Consider the following 12,480-nt stretch of genomic DNA (forward strand, 5'->3'; position numbering starts at 1 on the left):
ACACAGGAGATCACCATGACTCAGTTCCTCCCCCCCGTCGATTTCCCCACGGCCCGCCTGCGCCGCAACCGGCGCGACGACTTCTCGCGCCGCCTGGTGCGCGAAAACCGGCTGTCCGCCGACGACCTCATCTACCCGGTGTTCGTGCAAGAAGGCAAGGGGGTGCACGACCCCGTGCCGTCCATGCCCGACGTGGTGCGTCACTCGCCCGACACGCTGCTGCGCACGGCGGAAGAATGCGTGCAGCTGGGCATCCCGGTGCTGGCGCTGTTTCCGCACATCGACCCGGCCCTGAAAACGCCGGACGGCATCGAGGCCGCCAACCCCGACGGCCTCATCCCGCGCACCGTGGCGCTGCTCAAGCAGCATTTCCCGCAGCTGGGCGTGCTCACCGACGTGGCGCTCGACCCCTACACCAGCCACGGCCAGGACGGCATCCTCGACGCCGACGGGCAGCTCATCAACGAAGCCACCGTGGCCATGCTGGTGCGCCAGGCGCTCACCCACGCCGAAGCAGGCGTGGACATCGTCGCCCCCAGCGACATGATGGACGGGCGCATCGGCGCGGTGCGCCAGGCGCTGGACGGGCGCGGACGCATCCACACGCGCATCATGGCGTATTCAGCCAAGTATGCCAGCGCCTTCTACGGGCCTTTCCGCGACGCGGTGGGCTCGGCGGCCAATCTGGGCACATCCAACAAGGCCACCTACCAGATGGACCCCGCCAACCGTCTCGAAGCCCTGCGTGAAGTGGCCGCCGACATCCGCGAGGGCGCCGACATGGTGATGGTCAAGCCCGGCCTGCCCTATCTGGACGTGCTGCGCGAGGTGAAAGACGCTTTCGGCATGCCCACCTATGCCTATCAGGTCAGCGGCGAATACGCCATGATCAAGGCGGCCGCCGCCAACGGCTGGCTGGATCACGACAAGGTGATGATGGAATCCCTGCTGGCCTTCAAGCGCGCGGGCGGCGACGGCATCCTGACGTACTTCGCCATCGCGGCGGCCAAGCTGCTGCGCCACCCGGGGCACTGACGCACGGGCTGCCCTCACGCCGGAAGGCCCTGTGAACAGCCTGCACTCGGCCCGCCCCGGCGCTTGTCGGCGCCCATCACCGGCGGGCCGACTGCGCTGCCGGGCGCACGCCCACGGTAACGTCCATGGAAACCGTCTTGCCGCCACGCAGCACCTGCAGGCGCGCGGTATCGCCTGACTTCATCGGCGCCAGGCGATTGAGCAGATCGAATGAATCGCGCACCGGCTGGCCGTCCAGCGCGGTGATGATGTCGCCCACCTGCACACCGGCGCGGGCCGCCGGGCCGCGCGGCAACACGCGCGCCACGATGGCGCCCTGGGCATGCCGCAGATGGAAGGCCTGGGCCAGGTCGGGCGTGATGTCTTGCGGTTCGAGCCCCAGCCAGCCACGCTGCACGCGGCCATGTTCGATGATCTGGTCGAGAATCTGGTGCGCGGGCCCCGAGGGGATGGCAAAGCCGATGCCCAGCGAGCCGCCGCTTTCCGAATAGATGGCGGTGTTGATGCCCACCAGGCGCCCCTCGGTGTCGATGAGCGCCCCGCCCGAATTGCCCGGATTGATGGCCGCGTCGGTCTGGATGAAGTCTTCGTAGGTATTGATGCCCAGGCGGTTGCGCCCCAGGGCGGAGACGATCCCCTGGGTAGTGGTCTGCCCCACGCCAAACGGGTTGCCGATGGCCAGCACGACGTCGCCCACGCGCACGCTGCGGTCGGGGTCGAAGACGATGGTGGGCAGCTTGTCGAGCTCGATCTTGAGCACCGCCAGATCGCTTTCGGGATCGGCGCCCACCAGCCGCGCGCTGGCCTGGCGGCCATCCTGCAGGCTGACTTCGATGGCGTCCGCCGATTCGATGACGTGATTGTTGGTGAGGATGTAGCCGTCGGCGCGCACGATGACGCCCGAGCCCAGGCTGGTGGAGTTCTGCCGCTGGGTGAAGCCCGGCACGCTGCGCAGCAGCTGCTGCAGGTGGGGATCGGGGGGCATGGGCACCAGCGGCACGTCGATGTGCTTGCGGGTGTAGACGTTGACCACCGAGGGGGCGGCGCGCTGCACCGCCGGGGCGTAGCTGAGCACCCCGAGGCCGCGTGCGGACGCCGCACCGGGCAGCCCGGTTGCGGGCGCGCCAGCAGCCCCGCCCTGGGCAGGCGCGCCACCCCCGCCTGCCGCGGCACCCGGCCCCTGGGCTGGTGCCCCCGCCGGCTGACCGCCGTCCGCCACCTGCCCCGCGCCCGTCATCCAGGCGGTGCCGCCCGGCAGCCACTGCGGGCGCAAGGTGGACACCAGAAACAGCACGCCCAGGCAGACCGTGACGGTCTGGGCGAAAATCAGCCACAATCGTTGCATCAGCACGTTTCCCAAAATCCAGATTTCCTCATTATGCCCGCACAGATATCCCGCGCCGAACTCGAACACTGGCTCAACATCACCTTGCAGCCCGAACGCTTCAGAGACTATTGCCCCAATGGCCTGCAGGTGCAGGGCCGCGACGCAATCCGCCACATCATCACCGGAGTGACGGCTTCGCAGGCCCTGATCGAGGCCGCCATCGCGCGCAAGGCCGACGCCATCCTGGTACACCACGGCTGGTTCTGGAAGAACGAAAACCCCTGCATCCGCGGCCCCAAGCACCGGCGGCTGGCCGCCGTGCTCGAACACGAGATCAACCTGTTTGCCTACCATCTGCCGCTGGACGCGCACCCCGAATGGGGCAATAACGCGCAGCTGGCGCGCGTGATGGACTGGACGCCCGACATCCAGGCTGACGGCACGCCGCACCGCTGCGGGCCTGACAACCTGATCTGGCTGGGCACGCCCGCCTGGGACTGCACGGTGGGCGAGCTGGCCACCGACCTGGCCCAGCGCCTGAACCGCAAGCCCCTGGTGATCGGCGAACTCGACCAGCCAGTACGCCATCTGGCCTGGTGTACGGGCGCGGCCCAGGGCATGATGGATGCGGCCCTGGCCGCCGGGGCCGACTGCTATGTGAGCGGCGAGATTTCAGAACCCACGGTGCACCTGGCGCGCGAAACCGGCTGCGCCTACCTCAGCGCGGGGCACCACGCCACCGAACGCTACGGCGTGCAGGCGCTGGGCGCGGCCATCGAGGCGCAATTTGGCGTGCCCTGCACGTTTGTAGATATCGACAACCCGGTATGAGCCCCAGCCCAGCCGCGCAGCTTAGTTTTTCTTCAGGGAATCGCGGATTTCGCGCAGCAGCAGCACGTCTTCGGGCGTGGGCGGCGCTTCTTCGGCGACGGGGGTTTCAAAGCGGCGCCGGGCATTGTTGACCATCTTGACCATGACGAACACCACCAGGGCCAGCAGGAAGAAGTTGACGAACACGGTGAGGAAATGCCCCCACGAGAACACCACGGCCCCGGCCTTGGTGAGGTCGGCCGCCGTCATGGGCCCGGCGTAGTCGGCGGGCAGGCGCAGTACCCAGAAGAGGTTGTCGAAGTTGACCTTGCCGCCGACGATGAAGTTGATGATCGGCATGACCAGGTCGTTGACGATGGAATCGATGATCTTGCCAAAGGCGCCACCGATGATGACGCCGATGGCCAGATCCATCATGTTGCCCTTGACGGCGAATTCTTGAAATTCTTTGATGAAACCCCGTGCGCTGGCCATATGAACCCTCCTCTGCACATTTACCCCACTGGTCGTAACGCTATAATACGCGGTTGAAGACCCTCGTGGGGTGCGCGAATTTCGCCCATGTGGTAAGAGCACCCCCTTGCACAAGCTGATTTGATAAACGCTTTCGCCCGCCAGGGCGGCTACCAGGGATAACCCATGAGTCAAAACCCGACACAGTCCGATGAGCAGGGCGCAGTCGACCCCAACCTGCCCCCCGATCCTTCCCGTCGCTTCTGGGTGGCCTCGGCCTGTACCCTGGGTGGTGTGGCCGGCGTCGCTACCGCCGTTCCCCTGGTCGGGTCGTTTGCCCCTTCCGAAAAGGCCAAGGCCGCTGGCGCGCCCGTCGAGGCCGACATCTCCGGCCTGCCCGTGGGCCAGATGATGGTGGTCGAATGGCGCGGCAAGCCCATCTGGATCGTGCACCGCAGCAAAGTCGAACTCGAAGACCTGCCCAAACACGACGACGAACTCGCCGACCCCGAATCCAAGCGTCCCGGTTTCACGCCGCCCTTCGCCGAAAACGAATGGCGCTCGCGCAAGCCCGAAATCTTCATCTGCATCGGCATCTGCACGCACTTGGGCTGCTCGCCCACGGCCCACTTCCAGACGGGCGCCCAGCCGGGCCTGCCCAACGACTGGCCGGGCGGCTGGCTGTGCCCCTGCCATGGCTCCACCTTCGACCTGGCCGGCCGTGTCTTCAAGAACAAGCCGGCGCCCGACAACCTCGAGGTTCCGCCTTACGCGTTCTCTCCCGACGGCACGCACGTCATGATCGGGGTGGATGAATACCCCAACAAGGCCTGATGAGCCCATCGTTCATCATTCCCCGATACTGAAGGAGCCATCATGGCCGAAAAAATCGTCGAGACGACCGGGTTGCTGGGCTGGGTAGACCGCCGCTTCCCGCTCACCAAAATGTTCAAAGAGCATATGTCTGAATACTATGCTCCGAAAAACTTCAACTTCTGGTATTTCTTTGGGTCGCTGGCCCTGCTGGTGCTGGTCATCCAGGTGGTCACCGGCATCTTCCTCGTCATGAACTACAAGCCCGACGCGCGCTTCGCGTTCGAGTCGGTCGAATACATCATGCGCGAAGTGCCCGGCGGCTGGTTCATCCGCTACATGCACTCCACGGGCGCCTCGATGTTCTTCGTCGTGGTCTACCTGCACATGCTGCGCGGCCTGTTCTACGGTTCGTACCGCAAACCGCGCGAACTGGTCTGGATCTTCGGCGTGGGCATCTTCCTGTCGCTCATGGCCGAAGCCTTCTTCGGCTACCTGCTGCCCTGGGGCCAGATGTCGTACTGGGGCGCCCAGGTGATCGTCAACCTGTTCTCGGCCATCCCCTTCATCGGCCCTGACCTGTCCCTGTGGATCCGCGGCGACTACGTGGTGTCCGACGCCACGCTCAACCGCTTCTTCTCCTTCCACGTGATCGCCATCCCCCTGGTGCTCATCGGCCTGGTGGTGGCGCACATCATCGCGCTGCACGAAGTGGGTTCCAACAACCCCGATGGCGTCGAAATCAAGCAAGGCCCCAAAGACAAATATGGCCGCCCGGTCGATGGCATCCCCTTCCACCCCTACTACTCGGTGCACGACGTGGTGGGCGTGGCAGGCTTTCTCATCGTCTTTGCCGCCATCATCTTCTTTGGCCCCGAAATGGGCGGCTATTTCCTGGAATACAACAACTTCATTCCGGCCGACCCCCTGAAGACGCCGCCGCACATCGCGCCGGTGTGGTATTTCACGCCGTTCTACACGATGCTGCGCGCCACCACCAGCGACTTCACCTGGGTGCTCTCCGCCGGTGCCGTCGTGGCTGCGCTGGCGCTGTTTGCCAAGGGCAAGCTCTCGGGCCTCTGGCGCCTGGCCGTGCCAGCCATCCTCATCGTGGTCGCCATCCTCATGAAGACGCTCGACGCCAAGTTCTGGGGCGTGGTCTCCATGGGCGGCGCCGTGGTCATCCTGGCCTTCCTGCCCTGGCTCGACCGTTCGCCGGTCAAGTCCATCCGCTACCGTCCGTCGTGGCACAAGGTGCTGTACGCCATCTTCATCGTCGATTTCCTGATCCTGGGCTGGTTGGGTACGCAACCCGTGACCCCTTCCTCCACTTTGATGGGCCAAATCTTTACAACCATCTACCTGGCGTTCTTCTTGCTGATGCCCGTCTGGAGCCGCCTGGGCACGTTCAAGCCGGTGCCGGATCGCGTCACCTTCCGCGCCCACTGATGGCCTAATCACTGATAAGTTACGGAAACGACCATGATCAAGAAACTGCTCGGTGCACTGGCCCTGTCTCTGACCTGCACACTGGCCTTCGCCGAAGGCGGCGCGCACATCGACCGCGCGCCCGACCGCATCACCGACCTCGCGGCCTTGCAAAACGGGGCCAAGCTGTTCGTCAACTACTGTCTCAACTGCCACAGCGCCAACTCCATGCGCTACAACAAGCTCATGGATCTCGGCCTGACGGAAAACGAGATCAAGAAGAACCTGCTGTTCTCGCGCGACAAGGTGGGCGATCTGATGACGATCTCCATGACGCCCGAAGACGCGAAAAAATGGTTTGGCGCGGCGCCCCCCGACCTCTCGGTGATCGCCCGCGCCAAGAGCGCCAACTTCGGCCCCTCGGGCGTGGACTACATCTACACCTACCTGCGCGGCTTCTATCGCAACACCACCAAGAAAACCGGCTGGGACAACACCGTGTTCCCCAGCGTGGCGATGCCCAACGTGCTCTGGGAACTCGAAGGCCCGCGCACCTACACCAGCATCGACGTGCATCAGGTGGCCGACGCCCAGGGCAACGAGCACTGGGAACGCACCACCACGGTGTACGATGAAGCAGGCTTTCCTTCCGCCAAGAGCGAGAAGCTGGCCGACTACCACGGCGATGCCACCCACACCGGGCGCTTTGACTCCGCTGACCAGAAAACCTACAGCGAATTCGAAAGCAACGTGGCCGACCTCAGCAACTTCCTGGGCTGGATGGCCGAACCCGGGCAGCTTCTGCGCAAGCAGATCGGCGTCTGGGTCATGCTGTTCCTGTTCCTGTTCCTGTTCGTGGCCACCCGCATGAACAAGGCCTACTGGAAGCACGTCCGGTAATTCGTGCGCCCTTCGGGGCGCATCCCCTGCTTTTTCTGTATTGGAATCCACGACATGATGGTGCTCTACTCCGGGACGACCTGCCCCTTTTCGCAACGCTGCCGCTTTGTGCTGTTCGAAAAAGGCATGGATTTCGAAATCCGCGATATCGATCTGTACAACAAACCGGAAGACATCGCGGTCATGAATCCCTACGGCCAGGTGCCCATCCTGGTCGAGCGCGACCTCATCCTGTACGAGTCGAACATCATCAACGAGTACATCGACGAGCGCTTCCCGCACCCCCAGCTGATGCCGGCCGACCCCATCATGCGGGCCCGCACGCGCCTGTTTCTGTACAACTTCGAGAAAGAACTGTTCGTGCACGTCTCGACGCTCGAAAATCGCGGCATCAGCGACGAAAAGCAGCGCGACGCGGCACGCACCAGCATCCGCGACCGCCTCGCGCAGCTGGCCCCGCTGCTGGTAAAGAACAAGTTCATGTTGGGCGAAGACTTCTCCATGCTCGACGTGGCCATCGCCCCGCTGCTGTGGCGCCTCGAACACTACGGCATCGAGCTGCCCAAGAGCGCGGCCCCCATCCAGAAATACGCCGAACGCCTCTTTTCGCGCCCGGCCTACATCGAGGCGCTGACGCCGTCCGAAAAGGTCATGCGCCGCTGATCATGCAGGAAACCTCGACCAAACCGTATCTGATCCGCGCGCTGCACGAGTGGTGCACGGACAACGGCTATACACCGTATCTGGTGGTCACCGTGGACAGCAACACGGTGGTGCCGGCGGCGCACGTGCACGACGGCCAGATCACGCTGAACATCAGCCACCTGGCCACCAACCGGCTGACGCTGGGCAACGAATACATCGAGTTCGAGTCGCGCTTCAACGGCGTGGTCGAACACCTGTTCGTGCCCGTGGCGGCGGTCTCGGCGGTCTACGCACGCGAAACCGGGGCCGGCATGGGCTTCGAAGTGGTGGCCTCGCAGCCCTACCCGGGCGGCGACGATGCCGAGACCGGCGCCCCACCCGCCTCGGTGGCATCCACGACGGACGACACGCCGGAACCCCCCAAACCATCCCACCTGAAGATCGTCAAGTGACCCGTTGATCAGCGCCATTTCGAGTAGAATGGCGATCTTGCGCCGGTTTAGCTCAGTTGGTAGAGCAGCTCACTTGTAATGAGAAGGTCAACAGTTCGATTCCGTTAACCGGCACCAGCTTTCAAGCACTTGCGCCAGCCTTGCGGGGCTGGCGTTTTGCATGGTCGGCGCCCGATGCCGGAACAAGTAACCAGACGCATCGTTGGATGGAACCAAAGCACGCCAGGCTGGTCATAGCTGCATCCGCATCAAGCGGGGAAGCTCATGAACGGCAAGACAGTTGATTTGGCCATGCACGACGTGGCACCGCGCGACACCACACGGCAATTCCCGCGCTTGGCGCCCCTGGCGCTGGTCTGCGCTTTGGCGGGCGCGCCCGCCTTGCTGTTGCCTGCCGCCGCGCAGGCGGCGGTGAGCATCGGGATCGGCATCACGCTCGCGCCGCCGGCCTTGCCGGTGGTCGTGCAGCCCGTGGCGCCGGCGCCCGGCTACATCTGGACGCCGGGCTACTGGGCCTGGAATGGCGGCGGCTATGACTGGGTGGACGGCGTCTGGCTGATGCCGCCCGCCGTCGGGCTGCTCTGGACGCCGGGCTGGTGGGGCTGGTCGGATGGCGCCTATCTGTGGCACGCTGGATACTGGGGGCCGCAAGTGGGCTTCTACGGCGGCGTCAATTACGGTTTTGGCTACTTTGGCGTGGGCTACGTGGGCGGCTACTGGCGCGACCGCAATTTCTACTACAACCGGGCCGTCAACAACGTCAACGTCACCAACATCCACAATGTGTACGTCGATAAGACCGTGATCAACCACGTGTCGCACGACCGGGTCAGCTACAACGGCGGGCGCGGCGGCCTGACGGCCATGCCCAGCGCCGAGCAGCGCCGCTACGCCGAACAGCGGCACCAGAACCTGCCGCCCATGCAGGCGGGACGACGCGACAACACCCCCGCCACGCGGCCCGCCGAAGCACGCGGGCCAGGCGGCAGCGCGCGGCAGCCGGACATGCATCGCGCCGGGGCCCAGGCAGCACAGCGCGCGCCCACAGAACGCGCGCCGTCCGAACACAGGCAGCCGATGGCCGCTCAGCAACCCGAGACACGTCAGCCGACGGCCAATCGACCGTCCGAAATGCGACCGCCGACGTTCAATCGGCAACCCGAAGCGCGGCCACAGGCACCGCGGCAAGAATCCCGCCCGGAGCCCCGGCAAGCCGCGCCCCAGCCGCAGTTCCGGCAGCAAAGCGCCCGACAGCCCGAGACGCGTCCGGCCGAACAGCCATTCAGGCAACGCGCCGAGGCCCCGGCACGCGAAGATCGATCCGGCGCCCATCGCCCCGCACATCGGGGCGAAGAACGCCGCTGAACGGCGGGCGGGCCTCAGGCAGCCAGCGGTTCGGCGGGCTGCGCCTGCGCGGATTCCACGTGCAGGCCGATCACCGTCCAGCCCGGCTGGGGCTGCAGATCCTGATCCAGCGTGAACGGCATGGCATACCCTTTGGGGTTGATGGCAAACAGCGGATACACCGCATGCCCTGGCTGCGCCTGCTGGTACTGGGCAAAGGTGAAGGTTTCCGACAGCTTGGTGGTCTTCACCTGCGCCCCCGCCATCAGCAGGGAAGACAGGGCCCAATAGCCCAGCCCCACGGCAAACAGCGTGCGCCCGCGATATTCGGGGTCGACCGCGTGCTTTTCCGCCGCGTCGCCATCGCGCGAGCGCGGCAGGCTGAACACCTTGTTCTTGCCGAACTCGTCGCGCCCGCGCACCATGATCAGTTGATTGACGTGATCGCGCGTGCCCAGCGCCAGCAGGCGCCCCAGCCCGCTGGTGTCCAGATTGTGCTGGGCGTGTTCGGAAATCGGGCTGCCGTGGTAGGTGGGCAGGCCCAACATGCGGGCCTTCGACAGGCTGTACCAGTCGCTGTCGCACAGGCGCACCGGCACGCCCTGCTCATACAATGCCTGGCCGATGGCGCGCGCCACGGGGTTGGCGCCTGAAATCAGGAAACCCACCCGGTCGGGCTCGGCAGCCTTCAGCAGCTTGGCCATCGGGCGCGCCGTGATGCTTTGCCAGATCACCGTGCCGATGATGACCAGGAAGGTGAGCGGCAGCAGCTTTTCGGCCTGCGGCACCTGCAAGGATTCGAGCCGCAGCGCAAACAGGGCCGACACGGCGGCGGCCACGATACCGCGCGGCGCAATCCAGGTGAGCAAGGCGCGCTCGCGCCAGTTGAGTTTGGATCCCCAGGTGGAAAACAGCACCTTGAGTGGGCGCCCCACCCACAGCATCAGCACCAGCACCGCCAGGGCCGGCCACCCCAGGTCGAACAGCTGAGCGGGCGCCACCCGGGCCGCCAACAGGATGAACAGCGACGAAAGCAGGATCTGGCTGAGGGTTTCCTTGAATTCGAGAATGTCGTGCACCGGGATGCCGGGCCGGTTGGCCAGCCAGATGCCCATGATCGTGACGGCCAACAGGCCGGATTCGGACTGCACGGTATTGGACAAGGCAAAGGCGGCAAAGACCGTGGCGAGCGTGGACAGGTTGAGCAAGGAATCCGGAATCCAGCCCTTGCGCAGGGCCATGCCCAGCAGCCAGCCCGCAACCAGGCCGAACACGAGGCCAGTGATGGCGGTGGCCCCGAGCGACCACAGAGCATGGCCCCAGGCGTGCGAGGTGCGCAAGGCCACCATCAGGTCGTAGGACAGCACCGCCAGAATGGCCCCGATCGGGTCGATGAGGATGCCCTCCCAGCGCAGGGCATGGGCCACGGGTGCCACCGGCTTGACGGTCTTCAGCAAGGGAGCGATCACGGTGGGGCCGGTGACGGCGGTGATGGCGCCAAAGAGCACGGCCAGATCCCAGGGGAAATCGAGCAGGAAGTGCACCGCCGTAGCCGACACCCCCCAGGTGATGAGCAGACCGCCCGACACCAGCCGACGCACCACCCGTTCGAGCCCGCGCGTCTGGTGGAATTCGAGCGTCAGGCTGCCCTCGAACAAGATGACCGCCACCGACAGGGACACGATGGGAAACAGCAGGTGGCCAAAGAGGCCATCGGGGTCGAGCCAACCCGCCACGGGGCCGACGGCAATACCCGCCAGCAGCAGGAACAGAATGGCCGGCACCCGCAGGCGCCAGGCCAGCCACTGCGCCGCCATGGCCACGATGCCGATGCCCGCCAGCAGGATTTCAGGGCTGTTTGTCATGAGGGTTTCCTTGTCGCAAAGCCTTGCCCCAGCCGTGCAGCCAGGCGCGCCAGCCTTGGGCGCGCATCTGCCGCCAGCTTTTCAGCAGGCCATAAGAGAGATGGGTTTTTTCCTGGCCCACGGGGATTTCCGTGCGCGCCCGCAGCCAGGACGACTTGGCATGGCCCAGGCGCTGATCGGGGTAGACGCTGCGGTGGCCGATGATGAGATAGGCGGCAATCGCCGCGCCCGAGACGTAGACCGTGCCCACCACGCCACCGAAAAGCTCGACCCCCATCAGGATGGCCGCCAGCGGCGTATTGGAGGCTGCCGCCACCACCGACACCAGGCCCACGGCGGCACCCAGCATGGGGCTGATGCCAAACAGGTGGGCAAAGGCGTTGCCCGCCACCGCGCCGATGACGAACTGCGGCGTGACGATACCACCATAAAAGCCCGAACCCAGCGTGACGGCCACCAGCAGCGATTTCCACAAGAACCCCAGATAGGGCATGGCTTCGCCCTGCAGCGCACGATCCATGAGCGGCAGGCTCAGGCCCAGGTAGTCGGTGGGGATGACGGTGACGAGCGCGGCGAGCACCACCCCGCCCAGCATGGGCATGAGCGGCTTCCAGAGGCCGAAGCGCACCTGCAGGCGCTGGCAGGCGCCGCGCAGGGCATAGATGAGATCGACGAAAATGCGCGCCACCACGCCGCACAGCATGCCGATGAGCACCGTGCGCAGGAAAATGGATTCGGAGAACTCGGGCAGCGCCGGAATCCGGTAATACTCGTACGGGATGCCCAGCGCCTTGCTGACCTGAAACGAGGTCATGCCGGCAATCAGCGCGGGAAACAGGAAATCGTGGCGGATGCGGCCAATGATGAGCATTTCCACGCCGTAGATGGCCCCGGCAATGGGCGTGCCAAAGACGCTGGCAAAGCCCGCGCTCACCCCGCAGGCGACGATGCGCTGGCGCAGTTCGGCATTGAGCCGGAAGACGTTGCCGATGACCGCCGCCAAAGAAGCCCCCAGGTGCGAACAGGGCCCTTCCTTGCCCGCCGAGCCGCCGCAGGCCAGGGTGATGATGGCGGCCACGGGCTTGATGGCCAGCGTGCGCCAGGGCATGCGACCCTTTTGTTCGTGCACCGCCGCGAAGATGGAATCTTTGAGCCCCGACGTACCCAGCTTCTGATAGCCATAGACCATCAGCAAGCCGTTGGCCAGGCCCGCGGCGGGCAGCATCAGCCAATAGGCCCAGCGCGGCACGGCCAGGGCCTGGTCGATGGAAGCAAACAAGGCGTGCAGGAAGACGCTGACCCCGACCCCCACCACCAACCCCACCAGCGAGGCGAGCACCAGCCATTGCACGACGGTCGCCAGCATGACTGCGGGCTCCAGGAGGTC

General features: G+C 65.4%; 12 protein-coding genes and 1 tRNA gene. 9 read left to right on the plus strand and 4 right to left on the minus strand.

The annotated features are described in order from the left end of the window. Window positions 1-15: 15 nt before the first annotated feature. Window positions 16-1,035, plus strand: coding sequence for a porphobilinogen synthase (gene hemB / locus CCA01S_RS11720; protein ID WP_066458722.1), 1,020 nt, complete (start codon window positions 16-18; stop codon window positions 1,033-1,035). A gap of 76 nt (window positions 1,036-1,111) precedes the next feature. Here the strand turns inward: hemB and CCA01S_RS11725 are convergent, their stop codons facing one another. Continuing rightward, entirely contained in the window at window positions 1,112-2,380 is a 1,269-nt protein-coding gene (locus CCA01S_RS11725; protein WP_066458723.1) for a trypsin-like peptidase domain-containing protein, read from the minus strand. 33 nt (window positions 2,381-2,413) lie between these two features. Here CCA01S_RS11725 and CCA01S_RS11730 point away from each other — a divergent pair, with 33 nt between their 5' ends. Further along, window positions 2,414-3,193, plus strand: coding sequence for a Nif3-like dinuclear metal center hexameric protein (locus tag CCA01S_RS11730; protein WP_066458724.1), 780 nt, complete (start codon window positions 2,414-2,416; stop codon window positions 3,191-3,193). A 21-nt stretch (window positions 3,194-3,214) separates the two neighbouring features. On the opposite strand, the gene mscL is transcribed toward CCA01S_RS11730, so the two are convergent. Continuing rightward, window positions 3,215-3,667, minus strand: a complete 453-nt coding sequence (gene mscL / locus CCA01S_RS11735; protein ID WP_066458729.1) for a large conductance mechanosensitive channel protein MscL — start codon at window positions 3,665-3,667, stop codon at window positions 3,215-3,217. A gap of 165 nt (window positions 3,668-3,832) precedes the next feature. Between mscL and petA the strand changes: the two genes are divergently transcribed. The 7 genes from petA to CCA01S_RS11770 all read left to right on the plus strand — a co-directional run bounded on the left by petA (window position 3,833) and on the right by CCA01S_RS11770 (window position 9,249). Then, on the plus strand, window positions 3,833-4,480 hold the full coding sequence (gene petA / locus CCA01S_RS11740; protein WP_066458731.1) for a ubiquinol-cytochrome c reductase iron-sulfur subunit: 648 nt from the start codon (window positions 3,833-3,835) through the stop codon (window positions 4,478-4,480). A 39-nt stretch (window positions 4,481-4,519) separates the two neighbouring features. After that, window positions 4,520-5,908 carry a cytochrome b gene (locus CCA01S_RS11745; protein ID WP_103035368.1) on the plus strand — a complete coding sequence of 463 codons (1,389 nt, stop codon included), beginning with the start codon at window positions 4,520-4,522 and terminating at the stop codon, window positions 5,906-5,908. Between the two features lie 33 nt (window positions 5,909-5,941). Then, window positions 5,942-6,787 carry a cytochrome c1 gene (locus CCA01S_RS11750; RefSeq protein ID WP_066458735.1) on the plus strand — a complete coding sequence of 282 codons (846 nt, stop codon included), beginning with the start codon at window positions 5,942-5,944 and terminating at the stop codon, window positions 6,785-6,787. Window positions 6,788-6,841: 54 nt separating this feature from the next. Further along, complete coding sequence (locus CCA01S_RS11755) at window positions 6,842-7,450, plus strand: glutathione S-transferase N-terminal domain-containing protein (protein WP_066458737.1); 609 nt, start codon at window positions 6,842-6,844, stop codon at window positions 7,448-7,450. A 2-nt stretch (window positions 7,451-7,452) separates the two neighbouring features. Further along, on the plus strand, window positions 7,453-7,884 hold the full coding sequence (locus CCA01S_RS11760) for a ClpXP protease specificity-enhancing factor (RefSeq protein WP_066458741.1): 432 nt from the start codon (window positions 7,453-7,455) through the stop codon (window positions 7,882-7,884). A gap of 41 nt (window positions 7,885-7,925) precedes the next feature. After that, window positions 7,926-8,001: transfer RNA gene (locus CCA01S_RS11765), tRNA-Thr, on the plus strand. Between the two features lie 147 nt (window positions 8,002-8,148). After that, a complete protein-coding gene (locus CCA01S_RS11770) occupies window positions 8,149-9,249 on the plus strand; it encodes a YXWGXW repeat-containing protein (protein ID WP_066458743.1) in 1,101 nt (366 codons plus the stop codon). Window positions 9,250-9,263: 14 nt separating this feature from the next. On the opposite strand, the gene CCA01S_RS11775 is transcribed toward CCA01S_RS11770, so the two are convergent. Both CCA01S_RS11775 and CCA01S_RS11780 read right to left on the minus strand, forming a co-directional pair. Continuing rightward, window positions 9,264-11,093 (minus strand): cation:proton antiporter, encoded by a 1,830-nt coding sequence (locus tag CCA01S_RS11775; RefSeq protein WP_066458745.1) that lies wholly within the window; start codon window positions 11,091-11,093, stop codon window positions 9,264-9,266. Further along, on the minus strand, window positions 11,077-12,459 hold the full coding sequence (locus CCA01S_RS11780; protein WP_084386719.1) for a chloride channel protein: 1,383 nt from the start codon (window positions 12,457-12,459) through the stop codon (window positions 11,077-11,079). Before CCA01S_RS11780 ends, CCA01S_RS11775 begins: the two co-directional genes overlap by 17 nt. Window positions 12,460-12,480 lie beyond the last annotated feature (21 nt).

Source organism: Castellaniella caeni NBRC 101664 (genome assembly GCF_001592225.1).
Classification (GTDB): Bacteria; Pseudomonadota; Gammaproteobacteria; order Burkholderiales; family Burkholderiaceae_B; genus Castellaniella; species Castellaniella caeni.

Coding starts and splice junctions, on each gene's coding strand:
- hemB (WP_066458722.1), top strand. CDS start 16: ATGACTCAGTTCCTCCCCCCCGTCGATTTCCCCACGGCCCGCCTGCGC.
- CCA01S_RS11725 (WP_066458723.1), bottom strand. CDS start 2,380: ATGCAACGATTGTGGCTGATTTTCGCCCAGACCGTCACGGTCTGCCTG.
- CCA01S_RS11730 (WP_066458724.1), top strand. CDS start 2,414: ATGCCCGCACAGATATCCCGCGCCGAACTCGAACACTGGCTCAACATC.
- mscL (WP_066458729.1), bottom strand. CDS start 3,667: ATGGCCAGCGCACGGGGTTTCATCAAAGAATTTCAAGAATTCGCCGTC.
- petA (WP_066458731.1), top strand. CDS start 3,833: ATGAGTCAAAACCCGACACAGTCCGATGAGCAGGGCGCAGTCGACCCC.
- CCA01S_RS11750 (WP_066458735.1), top strand. CDS start 5,942: ATGATCAAGAAACTGCTCGGTGCACTGGCCCTGTCTCTGACCTGCACA.
- CCA01S_RS11755 (WP_066458737.1), top strand. CDS start 6,842: ATGATGGTGCTCTACTCCGGGACGACCTGCCCCTTTTCGCAACGCTGC.
- CCA01S_RS11760 (WP_066458741.1), top strand. CDS start 7,453: ATGCAGGAAACCTCGACCAAACCGTATCTGATCCGCGCGCTGCACGAG.
- CCA01S_RS11770 (WP_066458743.1), top strand. CDS start 8,149: ATGAACGGCAAGACAGTTGATTTGGCCATGCACGACGTGGCACCGCGC.
- CCA01S_RS11775 (WP_066458745.1), bottom strand. CDS start 11,093: ATGACAAACAGCCCTGAAATCCTGCTGGCGGGCATCGGCATCGTGGCC.
- CCA01S_RS11780 (WP_084386719.1), bottom strand. CDS start 12,459: ATGCTGGCGACCGTCGTGCAATGGCTGGTGCTCGCCTCGCTGGTGGGG.